This is a genomic window from Pseudomonas baetica, assembly GCF_002813455.1.
GTDB classification, from domain to species: domain Bacteria; phylum Pseudomonadota; class Gammaproteobacteria; order Pseudomonadales; family Pseudomonadaceae; genus Aquipseudomonas; species Aquipseudomonas baetica.
Genome location: NZ_PHHE01000001.1, coordinates 6,220,626 through 6,236,822, shown reverse-complemented (window position 1 = coordinate 6,236,822; position 16,197 = coordinate 6,220,626). Strand labels below are relative to the sequence as shown.

Genomic DNA, 16,197 nt, shown 5'->3' with positions numbered 1-16,197 from the left:
ACGGCTTTGAGGCCCGCCATCAAAGCTGACCCAGCACCGGCGTGCTCACGCGCACATCGGCGTTCTGGCCACGGTGACGCAGCAGATGATCCATCAGCACGATGGCCATCATCGCTTCGGCAATCGGCGTGGCGCGGATACCAACGCACGGATCGTGGCGGCCCTTGGTGATGACGTCGACTGGGTTGCCATCAACATCAATCGAGCGGCCCGGGGTGGTGATGCTCGACGTTGGCTTGAGCGCCAGATGCGCAACGATCGGCTGGCCGGACGAGATGCCACCGAGGATGCCGCCGGCGTTGTTGCTGAGGAAGCCTTCCGGGGTCAGCTCATCGCGATGCTCGGTGCCGCGCTGGGCAACGCAGGCGAAACCGGCGCCGATTTCCACGCCTTTCACCGCGTTGATGCTCATTAACGCGTGGGCCAGTTCAGCGTCGAGGCGATCGAAAATCGGCTCGCCCAGACCCGGCATCACCCCTTCGGCGACGACGGTGATCTTCGCGCCGACCGAGTCCTGATCGCGGCGCAACTGGTCCATGTAGGCTTCCAGCTCCGGCACTTTGTCTGGATCAGGGCTGAAGAACGCGTTGTCTTCTACCGAATCCCAGGTCTTGAACGGGATTTCGATCGGGCCGAGCTGGCTCATGTAGCCGCGAATGACGATGCCTTGGCTCGCCAGATATTTCTTGGCAATCGCACCGGCCGCCACACGCATCGCCGTTTCGCGAGCGGAGCTACGGCCGCCGCCACGGTAGTCGCGCTCGCCGTATTTGTGGTGATAGGTGTAGTCGGCGTGGGCCGGGCGGAACAGATCCTTGATTGCCGAGTAGTCCTTGGACTTCTGGTCGGTGTTGCGGATCAGCAGGCCGATGGAGCAGCCGGTGGTGCGCCCTTCGAACACGCCGGAAAGGATTTCGACTTCGTCGGCTTCCTGACGCTGGGTGGTGTGGCGGCTGGTGCCCGGCTTGCGGCGATCGAGGTCGCGCTGCAGGTCTTCAATGGAAATCTCCAGGCCCGGCGGGCAGCCGTCGACAATGGCGACCAACGCCGGACCATGGCTTTCGCCAGCGGTGGTGACAGTGAACAACTTGCCGTAGGTATTGCCGGACATTCAGGACGCTCCGTGAAATCAAACCCAAATTCGTGATGCGCGCCAGTATACGCAGGCTAACCGAGTAGTTCATCCTCGAACCTTAGTGGTGCTGGCGAGTCCAACCGGCACCTTGGCGAATGATGGCGTGATGATGCTGCGAGTTCTGATCTTGAGTCTTACCCTCTTTACTGGCTTTGCCCAGGCGACTGTCCTACAGCGCCCGATGTCTTTGGACACTGGCAGCGGCGAACTTTTCGGCTCGCTGCTGCTGCCAAAGTCCGACAGCCCGGTGCCGATTGTCCTGATCCTTTCAGGCTCAGGCCCTACGGATCGTGACGGAAACAACCCCGACGGTGGGCGCAACGACAGCCTGAAACGGCTGGCATGGATGCTGGCCAAACACAACATCGCCAGCGTGCGTTACGACAAGCGTGGCGTGGCGGCGAGCCTGGCGGCCACGCCGGACGAGCGCAATTTGTCGATAGAAGCCTATGTTGCCGACGCCCAGGCCTGGGCGCGCAAGCTCAAGGCCGATCCGCGTTTCGGCCAACTGATCCTGCTCGGCCACAGCGAAGGCGCACTGATTGCCACTCTGGCCGCGCCGGGTGCCGATGCTGCTGCGGTGATTTCCCTTTCCGGCAGCGCCCGACCGGTCGATCAAGTGATCCGCGAGCAACTGGCCCGCAGCCTGCCGCCGCCCTTGATGCTGCGCAGCAACGAACTGCTCGACAGCCTCAAGGCCGGTCATACCGACGACAATGTTCCGCAGCCGTTGCAAGTGATTTTCCGCCCGAGCGTGCAGCCGTATCTGATTTCGCTGTTCCGCCAGGACCCGGCAAAAGCCTTCGCGCAACTGAAGATGCCGGCGCTGATTGTCCAAGGCAGCAACGACATCCAGGTCGGCACCGAAGACGCGAAGCTGCTCAAGGCTGCCAAACCGGACGCCGAACTGGCGGTGATCGAAGGCATGAACCATGTGTTGCGCATCGTGCATAACGATATGAAGCGGCAATTGGCCTCCTACAAGGACCCGAATTTGCCGCTGGCAGCGGAACTGGGTTCGAAGCTCATCGAATTTATTGACGGACTTCGCACCCGTTAACGGGTGTTTGCCCTCCAGTCCTGAAGAAAGCGGCCGATAAGCCTTTGTCGCCAGCGCACTGGCTGGCGGCAAGCAGGGCTTGGACAGGATCTCGCCGTTATGACTGATACCCAGACTTCACCCGACACCACCGCTGAAAAAGACGCACCGCCAGCGGTCGAGCTGCCGTGGGCGGATGTCCACGTCGAGCACCACAAGATGCTCCGCCTGGCCCCGCTGCAGACCGATCGCAACACGGGCGGCCGGCCATTGCGCTTTGTCGAATTCGGTTACGCCGAGCGCCACAGCAAAGAAAAAAGCCTGATGCGTATGGCGATCAAACTGCCGAGCCAGCGTGTACGCAAAGAGCAGAATCACCTCGATGTGTGGGTCGATCACACCACCAAGCGCGTCAGCTTTGGTCCGGACAGCGGCTTGCAGATCGAACCGTTGAACCGTGGCATCGGCCGTTTCATGGCCGCGCAAGGGATCAATTGGGCGAAGAAACGCTGGCCGGCCTACACCGTCGACGGTATGGACTTGAACAACAAGGACGCGCTGAACGAAGACACGCGTCTGCGCCGTGATCACTTTTTGCGCGTGCATGGTTTCGACGTGGTCTACGCCGATGCCCAGCATTTGAAGGGCAGCATCAAGGACGCTCAGGTCGGTGACTTGCTCGGCGACTGGAACAGCGAAAAGCTGCAGATCGTCGAGATTCTTGAAGCGGCGCAGATGCTTCAGCAGGCCGAGCAGAACCTGGCCGAGCAGGAAGTGAAGCTGAAGAAGCAGGAAGAGAAAGTCAGCAAGTTCAAGCGTGAAGACGCGGGTTTGCGTTTCACCATTACGTGTCTGGTGGCGTTTGCGGTGTTTCAGGCGGGGTTGTTGATCTGGATTGCCACGCACCGGTAAAGATTCAGGACCGTGGCGTCTCCATTCGCGAGCAGGCTCGCTCCCACAGGATTTGTGTCGTACACCAGACCTGCTTGATCGTTCCCACGCTCCGCGTGGGAATGCAGCCCGGGACGCTCCGCGTCCCAACAGCGGACGCTGAGCGTCCATTGAGGCGTTCCCACGCAGAGCGTGGGAACGATCAGTCTCGATTAGACGCGAGAAGCGAACAAGGCCTGATGATCGCGGCACTGCTCCGCCGTCAACATGAACACGCCATGTCCGCCACGCTCGAACTCGAGCCAGGCGAAGTCGACTTCCGGGTACAACGCGCCAACGTGCACCTGGCTGTTGCCCACCTCGACAATCAGCAAACCCTTCTCGGTCAGGTGATCCGCCGCTTCAGCGAGCATCCGCCGAACCAGATTCAAGCCATCATCACCGCAGGCCAGGCCCAGCTCAGGTTCGTGTTGATATTCGTCCGGCATGTCGGCGAAATCTTCCGCGTCGACGTAGGGCGGGTTCGACACGATCAGGTCGAAACGCTGTCCCGGCAAACCATCGAAACCATCGCCCTGCACGGTGTACACACGTTCATCGACACCATGACGCTCGATATTCTGGTTGGCCACTTCCAGCGCTTCGAACGACAGGTCCGCCAGTACGACTTCGGCGTTCTGAAATTCGTAGGCGCAGGCAATGCCGATGCAACCGGAGCCGGTGCACAGATCGAGAATCCGCGCAGGTTCGTCGCCGATCCACGGTGCAAAGCGGTTTTCGATCAGCTCGCCAATCGGCGAACGCGGAATCAACACGCGCTCATCGACGATAAACGACATGCCGCAAAACCACGCTTCACCCAACAGATAAGCGGTGGGGATGCGCTCTTCGATACGGCGCTTGAGCATACGCTGCAGATTAACCAACTCGTCGTCTTCCAGCGCGCAATCAAGATAACTGTCGGCGATTTCCCACGGCAGATGCAACGCACCCAGTACCAGTTGCCGGGCTTCGTCCCAGGCATTGTCGGTGCCATGGCCGAAAAACAGATCCTCCCCATGGAAGCGGCTGACGGCCCAACGGATGTGGTCGCGCAGGGTACGAAGTCGGGAAGTGATCACGGGGCAGAACTCCAGAAAAAACGACTGGCGATTCTACCAGCCAAAACGCGCTACGACGACGAAGGAAAAACACCGGAGCGACGGTAGGAGCTTTCTGTTTTTTGCATCAGCTATTGAACAGAACGTGTAACTTGACAAGGCTGCAGCCCAGTAACGACGGTGCCTACGATGGTAGCGATTCACAGAAGCGCTCAGCCAGAGGACAATGTCGCAAAAGCCCCACCCCAAGGAGCCCCAGAATGTCCGTTCCAAAGACGATGTTTCAACTCAGCGGTCGCGGTTACGCAGCGGCCACGTTGAGCCATGCCACCGTGGTCATCATCGATGCCCAGAAAGAATACCTCAGCGGCCCGCTGGCCCTGAGCGGCATGGACGCGGCTGTCGCGAACATCAAGCAAGTGGTTGCCGCAGCCCGTGCAGCCGGTCGGCCGATCGTGCACGTGCGTCATCTCGGCACCGTCGGTGGCCTGTTCGACCCGCAAGGCGAACGCGGCGAATTCATCCCCGGCCTCGAACCGCAGGGCGACGAAACCATTATCGGCAAATTGTTGCCGAGTGCGTTCCATGGCACTGAACTGCTGGATCGTCTGCAAAACCTTGGCTCGCTGGATCTGATCGTCTGCGGTTTCATGAGCCACTCCAGCGTCAGCACCACGGTGCGCGCGGCGAAGAACCTGGGTTTCCGTTGCACACTGGTTGAAGATGCCTGCGCCACCCGCGACCTGCCGTTCAAGGGGCGCGTGCTGAGCGCCGAGCGGGTTCAGGAAGCCGAAATGGCGATCATGGCCGATAACTTTGCCACCCTCGCACTGACTCAAGATCTGATCTGATCGCAGCCTGATGAGCGGCTCACATCGCCGCTCATCCACAAAATCCTCTCATTTGCCGCAAATGCCATAGCCTCAGGAACAACCCGGTCAACTCCCGGTCGAAGGGCCGATACCCATTGAGGAAGGTCGGAATGAAGTTATCCGATGGATTTGACGCTCGCCGCTTGCGGCCCAAAGGCCAAAGCAACTGGCGATTTCGCTTCGGCGCTGCGATCGCCGCCATTCTGGCGACGTTCGGCGTGCTGCTGGCGATGGCCGGTGCCGCCAGCCTGCTGGGGCGCCCGCCGGCGCTCGGTGATTTGAATGCCACGCCGCTGGGCTCGGCGATCATTCTGGCGGTCGGTTTGCTGTTTCTGTATTTCGGCGTGGCCTTGTGGCGGCGTTGCCGGCGCCGCGCGCGGCAATCGCGGGAACTGAACATGTCCCCGCACCTGATGAAAAAACACGACTGACGCGATGGCCTGGCTTTTTGCCGGGCCGTTTTGTTTCGACTTGGGTAAACTGGCCGGCCTTCGCGGAGGCTGACATGCAAGACGACGATTTTTCCCTGTTCAAAAGTGCGATCCAAGGCGTCAAGCCGATCAAGCACGACCGCGCCGACACCGGCAAACCCAAAGCCGACCGCGCACAGATTGCAAAGCTGCGCCAGTCCGCCACCGTGCGCACAGACGCCACCACTGTTGATGGCCTGTCCGATCAGTTTGTGATCGACGTCGGCCCGGAAGACGAGTTGATGTGGGCCCGCGACGGGGTGCAGGAAAGCCAGATGCGCAAACTCAAGGTCGGCCAGATTCCGTTCGAAGGCAGCCTCGACCTGCACGGCATGAACGTGGAAAAGGCTCGCGAAACCCTCTGGGCATTCCTCGCCGAAGCGACCAAATTCGAAATCCGCTGCGTGCGCGTCACCCACGGCAAGGCTGTGCGGCTGGACGGCAAGCGACCAATGATCAAAAGCCACGTCAACACCTGGTTACGTCAGCACGCGCAGGTGCTGGGTTTTTGCTCGTGCCAGGCGAAACACGGCGGCGCCGGCGCGGTTTACGTGATGCTAAAACGCACCATGATGGAAGGTCGCGACGAATAATCCCGTTGCTCGAGGCTCTTTTGTCTGAGTCGATGGAGGGGTCAATTGCCAAAGTTGAAGCAGCTTTGGCTTCTGGTATCAAACTTGAGCCCGCATCAGCTGTAGACCCATACAGCAAGCTGTAGTGGTCAACTAATCCCGGACACGACGTTAAGTTTTTTCTCGGCCTGAGCTGGGGCCAGTCCGTTGTTGAATTGGTGCGGTCTAATCCAGTTGTACCGATGCATCAGGTAATGACTGATGTCGCGGTGCGCTTCTTGAGCTGTCATGTAGCCCACGGTCGGTATCCATTCAGTTTTCAAGCTGCGAAACACACGCTCCATCGGCGCGTTATCCCAGCAGTTTCCACGACGGCTCATGCTTTGGCGCATGCGGTAACGCCAGAGCCGTTGGCGAAACTGGCGACTGCCATATTGCGAGCCCTGATCCGAGTGAAACAGAAGCCCTTGAGGCCTGCCACGCTGTTCGTAAGCCATGTCCAACGCCTTGATGACCAGATCCGCATCCGGCTTGTTCGACAGCGCCCAGCCCACCACTCGGCGCGCGTAAAGATCCATAACGACAGCCAGGTAATGCCATTTCCCTTGAGCCCAGATGTAGGTGATGTCGCCACACCAGACCTGATTCGGCGCCGGCACATCAAACTCTCGATTCAATATGTTCGGAATGTCAGGCCGCTCAACCGTCGCTTGTTTGTAGGCATGTGATCCAGGTTGTTTACTGACCAACTCCAGTTCCCGCATCAGGCCTCGCACCTTGAACCGCCCAATTTGCTCGCCGTCTTCCTGCATCATCGACACGATGCTGCGGCTACCGGCGGCGCTTCGACTTTGCGTAAACAGTTCGTTAACCCGGCTGCGCAACCGAAGCCGCTCAACGTCTGGAGTTCGGCGCCTGAGACGATGGGCGTAGTAACACGAACGAGTGACGTCAAAGACTGCGCAAAGCCAATCAACCGGCTCTTGGGGGCTCAGTTGATCAATCAGCGCGTGCGCTCGTGCTCTTCCGACATCAAGAGCGCGGTAGCCTTTTTTAAAATGGATTTCTCCCGCTCAAGTCGAGCGATTCGAGCTTCCAATTCCTGGATTTTCTGTTGCTCTGGCGTCAGCGCTTTACTCTGCGGAGTAACGCCAGTGCGCTCCTGCTGAAGCTGATTAACCCAGCGGCGCAACGCGGACTCAACCACACCAAGCGAGCGGCTGGCTTCGATATGGCTATAGCCTTGATCGAGCACGAGGCCTGCGGCCTCGCGTTTGAATTCAGCGGAAAAAGAACGACGTTGTTTGGTCATCAGACACCTCTATCTGGCGAGCATTCTCGCCTAAATGGGTGTCCGGTTTCATTAGACCACTACACCCAGGTTTCGCCCTGTGTTTCTCGTCGACCCCACGCTGGATGACGAAACCCTGCTGGTCGAGGCCTGCGAATCGCTTTCGTACGCCCATGCCATGGCCGGCAATATCGCCAACTCGGTGGGCGGCCCGGAGCGCAAGCCGCTGCTGGCGCTGCAACAGGTGATCATGTTGAACGAGCTGTTGGCCAATCGACTGTTGGATAAGCTGCGTTTGCCTGAGTAGTCGCACGCTCCGCTGATATGCATTTGAGCGGGGTAATAGAGAGCCCGGGCACGTTTGCTGTCCGGGCTCTCACGATCTTGTGCTGTTCAATGCCCCCAGATCAGCGCTTCGGTCCAGCCCAGTTCAGCGAAATCCCCGGCACGTAATTGCGCCTCGCCCACGCAGAAAAACTCGTCCAGCTGCGGTGGTTTTACCCGGGTGTCGCTGAGCATCGCGTGCACCTGCCCGCGATGATGAAGCTGGTGCTCGAACAGATGCGAGAGTAGCCGCAGACGGCTGTCGTGTTGCGGTGTCTCGCGGGCGATGGTCACGACTCGACCGAGATCGGCATCGTGCATGTGTTCGCAATAGGCAATCAACCGCCGGTCAACGCGGGCCTGCTCTTCGCGCAACGGCGCACCCTCGGTGAACGGCTCATCGGCGTGGAAAAACACATAGCAGTCAGGGTGCGGCTCGTCACCGCGCAACTCGCGCTCGAGCGCATCCACGTAGAACCAGTCGCAGGTGAGGATGTGGTTGAGGGTCCGTCGGAGGCTCGGAAAAAAGCTCACGCGCGGCGCTGCCAGTTCGGCGCCGTCGAGTTGCGTCCAGGCCTTGGCCAGTCGGTGATTGGCCCATGCGTTCTGATACGCCATGGTCAACAGGTGGCGGGATAGCGGTTGAATCATGTTCGCGCCCTCTTCGCTCAGTCTTGGGCAAAACGCTGTAACTGCATCTCCTGCAAGCGGCTGAGGGTGCGGCGGAACGGGAATTCCAGATAACCCTCGGTGTACAACGCGTCCATCGGTACTTGCGCCTCGATATACAGTGGCACCTTGCGGTCGTAGCACTCGTCGACCAGGGCTATGAAACGCCGCACACCGTCATCGTGGACCGACAACTGCGGCAGTTCCCGATCACCGGCCACCACCCGTTCGGCGCCGTCCTCGGTGCCACGGGCAATGCGTCCTTCGCGTTTCCTGGCGCTGAGGTTGGGCACCTCGCTCATCAGAATAGCCCGGTAGGTGTCGCACAGCGCGATGAAATCCATGGCGGCAAACGGTTGCTCACACAGATCAGCGTAACGACACCACAGCACCGACGCACTGGCCTACACCACCTTCAACAGCCGATGGCCCACCGGCACCGGCTGCGCACTGGCCGGCTGCCCCGCCGTCAGCGCCGCGAACACTTCACCGAGCGCGCAGGCCTGTTCGGCACTGGCGACAAAGTAGCGCTGCAGAGCCGTGCCCGGATGCAGACGGTGATCTTCGGCCCCGTTCACCGCCACCACCTGCATATGGGCCTTGATCGCGGCAATCGCCGGCACAAAGCGGTCGCGGTTGAAGCCGTCGGCGTAAAGATCGTCCGGCGGCAGGTTGGAGGTGCAGACCACCACCACGCCTTCGTCGAACATCACCTGAAACAAGCGCCCGAGAATGATTGCATCGCCAATGTCGTTGACGAACAACTCATCGAAGCACAACACCCGCACCTCGGCCGCCAGCTCTTTGGCCAGCGCACGCAACGGATCGGCGATCCCGGTCAACTGGAACGAACGCTGATGCACCCAGCCCATGAAATGGTGAAAGTGCTGACGCCGTGCCGGCACCCGCAGGCTCTGATAGAACTGATCCATCAGCCAGGTCTTGCCGCGCCCGACCGGGCCCCACAGGTACACGCCGGTGACTGAACGGGCACCGGCGTGCAAGGCTTCGTGGCATTTTTGCAGCGCCCAGACGGCGTGTTCCTGAGCCTCATCCTGGATGAAACCGTTGTGCTCGATGGCGTGCTGCCAGGCGCTTAGGGGGGAGTCGAAAGTCATGCGCGGGAGTATGCACGATGCCCCCCGGCCAACACAAAACCTCGCCTGGAATGCAGATCTCCTGTGAGAGCGGGCTTGCTCGCGAAGGCGGTGTGTCGTTCAACCATGATGTTGGCTGACCTGACGCCTTCGCGAGCAAGCCCGCTCCCACAGGGTTTATTCGGTGCTTTTGAGGTCGACTTTATGCCGGGCGGCGTAAAGGCAAAGCATTTCCATGGCGAGGGTCGCAACACAAAACCCCGCCTGGAATGCAGATCTCCTGTGGGAGCGGGCTTGCTCGCGAAGGCAGTGTGTCATTCAACCATGATGTTGGCTGACCTGACGCCTTCGCGAGCAAGCCCGCTCCCACAGGGTTTATTCGGTGCTTTTGAGGTCGACTTTGTGCCGGGCGGCGTAAAGGCAGAGCATTTCCATGGCGAGAGTCGCAACACAAAACCCCGCCTGGAATGCAGATCTCCTGTGGGAGCGGGCTTGCTCGCGAAGGCGGTGTGTCGTTCAACCATGATGTTGGCTGACCTGACGCCTTCGCGAGCAAGCCCGCTCCCACAGGGTTTATTCGGTGCTTTTGAGGTCGACTTTATGCCGGGCGGCGTAAAGGCAAAGCATTTCCATGGCGAGGGTCGCAACACAAAACCCCGCCTGGAATGCAGATCTCCTGTGGGAGCGGGCTTGCTCGCGAAGGCAGTGTGTCATTCAACCATGATGTTGGCTGACCTGACGCCTTCGCGAGCAAGCCCGCTCCCACAGGGTTTATTCGGTGCTTTTGAGGTCGACTTTGTGCCGGGCGGCGTAAAGGCAGAGCATTTCCATGGCGAGAGTCGCAACACAAAACCCCGCCTGGAATGCAGATCTCCTGTGGGAGCGGGCTTGCTCGCGAAGGCAGTGTGTCATTCAACCATGATGTTGGCTGACCTGACGCCTTCGCGAGCAAGCCCGCTCCCACAGGGTTTATTCGGTGCTTTTGAGGTCGACTTTGTGCCGGGCGGCGTAGAGGCAGAGGATTTCCATGGCGAGGGTCGCAACACAAAACCCCGCCTGGAATGCAGGTCTCCTGTGGGAGAGGGCTTGCTCGCGAAGGCGGTGTGTCATTCAACCATGATGTTGGCTGACCTGACGCCTTCGCGAGCAAGCCCGCTCTCACAGGGCTTATTCGGTGCTTTAGAGGTCGACTTTGTGCCGGGCGCGTAAAGGCAGAGCATTTCCATGGCGAGGATCGCAACACAAAACCCCGCCTGGAATGCGGATCTCCTGTGGGAGCGGGCTTGCTCGCGAAGGCGGTGTGTCATTCAACCATGATGTTGGCTGACCTGACGCCTTCGCGAGCAAGCCCGCTCCCACAGGGTTTATTCGGTGCTTTAGAGGTCGACTTTGTGCCGGGCGCGTAAAGGCAGAGCATTTCCATGGCGAGGATCGCAACACAAAACCCCGCCTGGAATGCGGATCTCCTGTGGGAGCGGGCTTGCTCGCGAAGGCGGTGTGTCATTCAACCATGATGTTGGCTGACCTGACGCCTTCGCGAGCAAGCCCGCTCCCACGAGGTTTATTCGGTGCTTTTGAGCTCGACTTTGTGCCGGGCGGCGTAAAGGCAGAGCATTTCCATGGCGAGGGTCGCAACACAAAACCCCGCCTGGAATGCAGATCTCCTGTGGGAGCGGGCTTGCTCGCGAAGGCGGTGTGTCATTCAACCATGATGTTGGCTGACCTGACGCCTTCGCGAGCAAGCCCGCTCCCACAGGGTTTATTCGGTGCTTTTGAGGTCGACTTTGTGCCGGGCGGCGTAAAGGCAGAGGATTTCCATGGCGAGGGTCGCAACACAAAACCCCGCCTGGAATGCAGGTCTCCTGTGCGAGCGGGCTTGCTCGCGAAGGCAGTGTGTCATTCAACCATGATGTTGGCTGACCTGACGCCTTCGCGAGCAAGCCCGCTCCCACAGGGTTGATTCGGTGCTTTTGAGGTCGACTTTGTGCCGGGCGGCGTAAAGGCAAAGCATTTCCATGGCGAGGGTCGCTGCGGCCAGGGAGGTGACTTCGGCGTGATCGTAGGCCGGCGCCACTTCCACCACGTCCATGCCCACCAGATTGATGCCGCGCAAGCCACTGAGAATCTCCAGCGCCTGCGCCGTGCTCAAGCCACCGCACACCGGGGTTCCGGTGCCAGGAGCGAAAGCCGGGTCGAGGCAGTCGATGTCGAACGTCAGGTACACCGGGTTGTCGCCGACCCGTGCGCGAATCGCTTCGATAATCGCCTCGCAGCCGCGCCGATGGACCTGCCGCGCGTCGAGCACTTCAAAGCCCTGATGATCGTCATTGGTGGTGCGTAAACCGATCTGTACCGAACGCGCCGGATCGACCAGCCCTTCGCGCGCCGCATGCCAGAACATGGTGCCATGATCGACCCGTTTACCCTCCTCGTCCGGCCAGGTATCGCTGTGCGCATCGAAGTGGATCAGCGACAGCGTGCCGTGTTTGCGCGCATGGGCCTTGAGCAGCGGATAGCTGATGAAGTGATCGCCACCGAAAGTCAGCATGGCGCTGCCGGAACTCAGGATGTGCTCGGCGTGGGCCTCGATGCTTTCCGGGATGGTGTGGGGCGAGCCGTAATCGAAATCGCAATCGCCGTAATCGATCACCGCCAGATGATCGAACGGATCAAACGCCCATGGCCAGTGGCGTTCCCAGGCAATCGCGCAAGACGCTGCGCGAATCCCCCGCGGCCCGAAGCGTGCGCCGGGGCGGTTGCTGGTGGCGGTGTCGAACGGCACGCCGCTGACTGCTACGTCGACACCGCGCAAGTCGCGGCTGTAGCGCCGGCGCATGAAACTGGTGATCCCGGCGTAGGTGCTTTCGGCTGCGGTGCCGTACAGGCTGTCACGGGTCATGGCCTGGTCGTTGAGCATGGGCTGATCCATCGGTGCGCTCCCTTGATGTTATTGATGGCTACGGAAAGTGGTCCACAGACGCGTGCGCTGGCGCATGTCCTTGAGGCTCATGCTGCGATCGGCGTAAAGCCGCTCGCGCACCGCGGTCGGCGGGAAAATGTCGGGATCGCTGCGCACCGCTTCATCCACCAGCGGTGTCGCGGCCTGGTTGGCGGTGGCGAAAAACAGCGTGTTGGTCAGTTCGGCCACCGAGTCTGGGCGCAGCATGAACTCGATAAACGCCCGCGCCGCTTCGGGATGCGGTGCATCTTTGGGGATCGCGAGGTTGTCCTGCCAGATCAGCGTGCCTTCCTTGGGAATGCGATAGGCGACTTCATACGGTTTGCTGGCCTTGCGCGCCTGATCGGCGGCCATGCTCGCATCACCGTTGTAGGTCAACGCCAGACACACGTTGCCGCTGGCCAGATCATTGATCTGCCGACCCGTGGCGACATACAGCACCGACGGCTGCAGTTTGTGCAACAACGCCTCGGCGGCGGCCAGATCCTGCTTGTCGCTGCTGTAGGGATCTTTACCGAGGTAGTGCAGCGCCAGACCGATGACTTCCTGCGGCGAATCGAGAATGGCGATGCCGCAATCCTTGAGCTGGCTGGCGTATTCAGGCTTGAACAACAAATCGAGGCTGTTCAGCGGCACGTCCGGCAAGCGCTGCTTGACCGCCTCGACGTTCATGCCCAGACCGAGCGTGCCCCACGTATATGGCACACCGTAGCGATTGCCCGGATCGACAGCGGCGAGTTTCGCCAGCAGGTCCGGGTCGAGATTGGCGTAGCCCTTGAGCCCGTCATGGGGAATTTCTTGCAGCGCGCCCGCCGCCAGGCCTCGGGCCAACACGCTGGAAGACGGCACAACCACGTCGTAACCGCTGCCGCCGGTGAGCAGCTTGGTTTCCAGCACCTCGGAGGTATCGAAGGTGTCGTAGCGCACGTGGATGCCGGTTTCCTGTTCGAACCGCTGCAGGGTTTGCGGCGGCACGTAATCAGCCCAGCTATAGAGATTGAGGGTTTTGTCCTCGGCCTGAGCATTGATAACCACGGACAGCAGAAGCGCGGGGAAACACAGCTTGAACACGGGAGCCATGACGAACACCTGACCGGAGGAAGTGGTGGCAAGATGCGCGCTCGGATACATTGGCAAAATACCAAGTTTATTAACCTGACTTTATCGCGGAGTAATGTGATGCTCGGGCAGCTTCACGATGTCGATCTGCAACTGCTGCGCCTGTTCGTGCGGGTGGTCGAGTGCGGCGGTTTCAGCGCTGCGCAAGGCGAACTTGGCCTGAGCCAATCAAGCATCAGCCAGCAAATGGCCAAACTGGAAACACGTCTGGGCTATCGCCTGTGCAGCCGTGGCAAGGGCGGTTTCAGCGTGACGCCCAAGGGTGAGCAATTGTTGATCGCTATTCGCACGCTGTTCGAATCGATTGAAACCTTCCGCCATCAATCCAACGGTGTCGTCGGGCGTTTGATGGGTGAGGTGCGTCTGGGGATTTCCGAGGCGGTTGACCAATCGGTGCTGCAACGGATAGCCGAGGCGATCCGCCGCTTCCGTGAGCGTGACGAGTCCGTGCGTATCGAGTTGATCAGCGCCATGCCCGGCGAGATGGAACGTTTGCTGTTGCAACAGCGACTGGATCTGGCGATCGGTTATTTCTCGCAGGTGCAGAGCGCGTTCGACTACCGCCAGTTGTTCAGTGAAACCCAGCATTTGTACTGCGCGCCGGGCCATCCGTTGTTTACCGATGACGCGCCCAGTGATGCGGCGCTAGAAGTCTGTGACCGGGTCGATCATCCGTATCGGTTTCTGCGTTTTGATGAGCCGTTTCAGGGCAAGCACTGCTCGGCGCGTTCGGAGCAGGTCGAGGGCACGCTGGCGTTTATTTTGTCAGGCAAACATGTCGGTTATCTGCCGGAACACTATGCGCGTGGCTGGCAGGAGAAAGGGTTGTTACGGCCCGTGCGCGAAGGTAAGTTGAGTTTTGAAGTGGCGTTTCACCTGGCCCGGCACCGGGCGCAGGTACCCGGGGATGCACAGAAGGCATTTGAAGAGGATTTACTGGCTGCGTTTGCTTGAAGATCAAAAGATCGTCCGAACGCGGCCCGAGCCTTCGCCAGCGCCTACAGATGGATAAACCTTCTCCGCCCAGTAAAACCTGACCTTTCAGGCAGTTTTATTGCGTTGCCCTCGCCGCCCTCTTGCGGCATTCTGCGCCTCCATTTTCTGACCCGGCCCCGCCTCACGGCACGCAAATCACCATGACCGCCTCTGAAAAAGCCCCGCGCAACAACGACCTGATCTACGGCCTCAACGACCGTCCGCACCTGACCGCCACCGTGTTTGCCGCGCTGCAACACGTGTTGGCAAGCTTCGTCGGCATCATCACCCCGACCCTGATCATGGGCGGCGCTCTTGGTCTGCAAAGCGAAATTCCGTACCTGATCAGCATGGCGCTGTTTGTGTCCGGCCTCGGCACGTTCGTGCAGGCCAAGCGCTTCGGCCCGGTGGGTTCAGGGTTGTTGTGCCTGCAAGGTACGAGTTTTTCCTTTATCAGCGTGATTCTCAGCGCCGGTTTCATGGTCAAGGCACGCGGTGGCGGCACCGACGAAATCCTTTCGACGATCTTCGGCGTGTGTTTCTTCGCCGCGTTCATTGAAGTGGTGCTCAGCCAGTTCATCGGCAAACTGCGCATGCTGATCACCCCGGTGGTCACCGGCACGATCATCACGCTGATGGGCCTGTCGCTGATCAAAGTGGCGATGACCGACATTGCCGGCGGTTTCGGCGCGGCGGATCTGGGCGCGGCCAGCCATATTTTCCTCGCCGCGTTGGTGATCGGCACCATCGTTGTGCTGAACCGCGTCGACGTGCCGTTTCTGCGTCTGGGCGCGATCGTCATCGGCCTGACCCTCGGCTATGTCGTCGCATGGCTGATGGGCACGGTGGATTTCGCTTCAATGCCAGAGGTGCCGCTGTTCAGTGTGCCGGTGCCGTTCAAATACGGCTTCAACTTCGACTGGGTGGCGTTCGTGCCGGTGGCGGTGATTTTCCTCGTGTCGCCACTGGAAGCCGCCGGTGACCTGACTGCCAACTCGATGATCTCCCGACAACCGGTCAAAGGCCCGCTGTATATCCGCCGGATCAAATCCGGACTGCTCGCTGACGGCCTCAACTCGGCGATGGCGGCGGTGTTCAACAGCATGCCGATGGTGACCTTCGCGCAGAACAACGGCGTGATTCAGCTCACCGGCGTGGCCAGCCGCTACGTGGCGTTCTTCATCGCCGGTCTGCTGGTGATATTGGGTTTGTTCCCGATGATTGGCGCAGTCTTGCAACTGATGCCGAAACCGGTGCTCGGTGGCGCCGAACTGGTGATGTTCGGCACCGTGGCCGTGGCCGGGATCAAGATCCTCGCCGAAGCCGGTCTGCATCGGCGCAACATGCTGATCGTGGCGATATCGCTCGGCATGGGCCTGGGCATCGCCGCGGTGCCGGAAGTGCTGCGTGAACTGCCGCAAACGCTGCGTAACATCTTCGAATCGCCGATCACCGTCGGCGCGTTGTGCGCTATCGTGCTGAACATCTTCCTGCCGGAAGAATTCATTGAGCTGGAAGAGGACGACTTCGACCCGGAAGCCTCTATCCTTCAGGTCATGGAAAACCCCGATGTGCCGGCCAAAGCTGAACCTGCCTCGCCGGCAGCGGTCGCACAGTTGAACCGCTAACCGCTGCGCCTGCGAAAAAGGGCTGAGCCGGCAACGGTTCAGCCCTTTTTTTTGAG

General features: G+C 60.1%; 14 protein-coding genes and 2 pseudogenes. 9 read left to right on the top strand and 7 right to left on the bottom strand.

From position 1 onward, the window contains the following. Positions 1 to 19 precede the first annotated feature (19 nt). Positions 20 to 1,111: a chorismate synthase gene (aroC, locus tag ATI02_RS28965; protein ID WP_095191296.1), complete on the bottom strand. Its 1,092-nt coding sequence runs from the start codon at positions 1,109 to 1,111 to the stop codon at positions 20 to 22. 130 nt (positions 1,112 to 1,241) lie between these two features. Here aroC and ATI02_RS28960 point away from each other — a divergent pair, with 130 nt between their 5' ends. Both ATI02_RS28960 and ATI02_RS28955 read left to right on the top strand, forming a co-directional pair. Continuing rightward, the gene (locus ATI02_RS28960; RefSeq protein ID WP_100848523.1) at positions 1,242 to 2,195 is read left to right on the top strand and encodes an alpha/beta hydrolase; all 954 of its coding nucleotides are present in this window, start codon (positions 1,242 to 1,244) and stop codon (positions 2,193 to 2,195) included. A gap of 99 nt (positions 2,196 to 2,294) precedes the next feature. Beyond that, entirely contained in the window at positions 2,295 to 3,086 is a 792-nt protein-coding gene (locus ATI02_RS28955) for a hypothetical protein (RefSeq protein ID WP_100848067.1), read from the top strand. Positions 3,087 to 3,277: 191 nt separating this feature from the next. On the opposite strand, the gene prmB is transcribed toward ATI02_RS28955, so the two are convergent. Beyond that, positions 3,278 to 4,186 (bottom strand): 50S ribosomal protein L3 N(5)-glutamine methyltransferase, encoded by a 909-nt coding sequence (gene prmB / locus ATI02_RS28945; protein ID WP_095191293.1) that lies wholly within the window; start codon positions 4,184 to 4,186, stop codon positions 3,278 to 3,280. A 239-nt stretch (positions 4,187 to 4,425) separates the two neighbouring features. On the opposite strand from prmB, the gene ATI02_RS28940 reads away from it, so the two are divergent. The 3 genes from ATI02_RS28940 (at position 4,426) to ATI02_RS28930 (ending at position 6,100) form a co-directional block, all read left to right on the top strand. Then, positions 4,426 to 5,016: a cysteine hydrolase family protein gene (locus ATI02_RS28940; RefSeq protein ID WP_008080919.1), complete on the top strand. Its 591-nt coding sequence runs from the start codon at positions 4,426 to 4,428 to the stop codon at positions 5,014 to 5,016. A gap of 131 nt (positions 5,017 to 5,147) precedes the next feature. Beyond that, positions 5,148 to 5,468, top strand: a complete 321-nt coding sequence (locus ATI02_RS28935) for a hypothetical protein (protein WP_007960009.1) — start codon at positions 5,148 to 5,150, stop codon at positions 5,466 to 5,468. A 74-nt stretch (positions 5,469 to 5,542) separates the two neighbouring features. Continuing rightward, positions 5,543 to 6,100 (top strand): Smr/MutS family protein, encoded by a 558-nt coding sequence (locus ATI02_RS28930; protein ID WP_100848065.1) that lies wholly within the window; start codon positions 5,543 to 5,545, stop codon positions 6,098 to 6,100. Positions 6,101 to 6,228: 128 nt separating this feature from the next. Here the strand turns inward: ATI02_RS28930 and ATI02_RS28925 are convergent. After that, a protein-coding gene (locus ATI02_RS28925; RefSeq protein ID WP_095191983.1) for an IS3 family transposase occupies positions 6,229 to 7,391 on the bottom strand; the annotation gives its coding sequence in 2 pieces (ribosomal slippage) (positions 6,229 to 7,136 and positions 7,136 to 7,391; 1,164 coding nt in all). A 79-nt stretch (positions 7,392 to 7,470) separates the two neighbouring features. Between ATI02_RS28925 and ATI02_RS28920 the strand changes: the two genes are divergently transcribed. After that, positions 7,471 to 7,677, top strand: coding sequence for a DUF6124 family protein (locus ATI02_RS28920; protein WP_238156285.1), 207 nt, complete (start codon positions 7,471 to 7,473; stop codon positions 7,675 to 7,677). Positions 7,678 to 7,763: 86 nt separating this feature from the next. Here ATI02_RS28920 and ATI02_RS28915 read toward each other — a convergent pair whose 3' ends face one another. Further along, on the bottom strand, positions 7,764 to 8,345 hold the full coding sequence (locus ATI02_RS28915) for a DinB family protein (protein ID WP_100848064.1): 582 nt from the start codon (positions 8,343 to 8,345) through the stop codon (positions 7,764 to 7,766). A 17-nt stretch (positions 8,346 to 8,362) separates the two neighbouring features. After that, a pseudogene (gene zapE, locus ATI02_RS28910) lies at positions 8,363 to 9,481 on the bottom strand (cell division protein ZapE). 105 nt (positions 9,482 to 9,586) lie between these two features. Between zapE and ATI02_RS33425 the strand changes: the two are divergent. Beyond that, complete coding sequence (locus tag ATI02_RS33425; RefSeq protein WP_157815157.1) at positions 9,587 to 10,669, top strand: hypothetical protein; 1,083 nt, start codon at positions 9,587 to 9,589, stop codon at positions 10,667 to 10,669. Between the two features lie 766 nt (positions 10,670 to 11,435). Here the strand turns inward: ATI02_RS33425 and speB are convergent. Both speB and ATI02_RS28850 read right to left on the bottom strand, forming a co-directional pair. Beyond that, positions 11,436 to 12,389, bottom strand: a pseudogene (gene speB, locus ATI02_RS28855) (agmatinase); the annotation flags it as partial. Between the two features lie 18 nt (positions 12,390 to 12,407). Next, entirely contained in the window at positions 12,408 to 13,499 is a 1,092-nt protein-coding gene (locus tag ATI02_RS28850; RefSeq protein WP_100848522.1) for a polyamine ABC transporter substrate-binding protein, read from the bottom strand. Between the two features lie 99 nt (positions 13,500 to 13,598). On the opposite strand from ATI02_RS28850, the gene ATI02_RS28845 reads away from it, so the two are divergent. Both ATI02_RS28845 and ATI02_RS28840 read left to right on the top strand, forming a co-directional pair. Beyond that, positions 13,599 to 14,492, top strand: coding sequence for a LysR family transcriptional regulator (locus tag ATI02_RS28845; protein WP_100848063.1), 894 nt, complete (start codon positions 13,599 to 13,601; stop codon positions 14,490 to 14,492). 182 nt (positions 14,493 to 14,674) lie between these two features. Further along, complete coding sequence (locus ATI02_RS28840; RefSeq protein ID WP_100848062.1) at positions 14,675 to 16,141, top strand: nucleobase:cation symporter-2 family protein; 1,467 nt, start codon at positions 14,675 to 14,677, stop codon at positions 16,139 to 16,141. Positions 16,142 to 16,197 lie beyond the last annotated feature (56 nt).

Bases quoted from the DNA above. Each gene is read 5' to 3' on its own strand.
- ATI02_RS28845 (WP_100848063.1), top strand. From the start codon at position 13,599: ATGCTCGGGCAGCTTCACGATGTCGATCTGCAACTGCTGCGCCTGTTC.
- ATI02_RS28840 (WP_100848062.1), top strand. From the start codon at position 14,675: ATGACCGCCTCTGAAAAAGCCCCGCGCAACAACGACCTGATCTACGGC.
- ATI02_RS28915 (WP_100848064.1), bottom strand. From the start codon at position 8,345: ATGATTCAACCGCTATCCCGCCACCTGTTGACCATGGCGTATCAGAAC.
- ATI02_RS28850 (WP_100848522.1), bottom strand. From the start codon at position 13,499: ATGGCTCCCGTGTTCAAGCTGTGTTTCCCCGCGCTTCTGCTGTCCGTG.
- ATI02_RS28930 (WP_100848065.1), top strand. From the start codon at position 5,543: ATGCAAGACGACGATTTTTCCCTGTTCAAAAGTGCGATCCAAGGCGTC.
- ATI02_RS33425 (WP_157815157.1), top strand. From the start codon at position 9,587: ATGATGTTGGCTGACCTGACGCCTTCGCGAGCAAGCCCGCTCCCACAG.
- aroC (WP_095191296.1), bottom strand. From the start codon at position 1,111: ATGTCCGGCAATACCTACGGCAAGTTGTTCACTGTCACCACCGCTGGC.
- ATI02_RS28955 (WP_100848067.1), top strand. From the start codon at position 2,295: ATGACTGATACCCAGACTTCACCCGACACCACCGCTGAAAAAGACGCA.
- ATI02_RS28935 (WP_007960009.1), top strand. From the start codon at position 5,148: ATGAAGTTATCCGATGGATTTGACGCTCGCCGCTTGCGGCCCAAAGGC.
- ATI02_RS28960 (WP_100848523.1), top strand. From the start codon at position 1,242: ATGATGCTGCGAGTTCTGATCTTGAGTCTTACCCTCTTTACTGGCTTT.
- ATI02_RS28940 (WP_008080919.1), top strand. From the start codon at position 4,426: ATGTCCGTTCCAAAGACGATGTTTCAACTCAGCGGTCGCGGTTACGCA.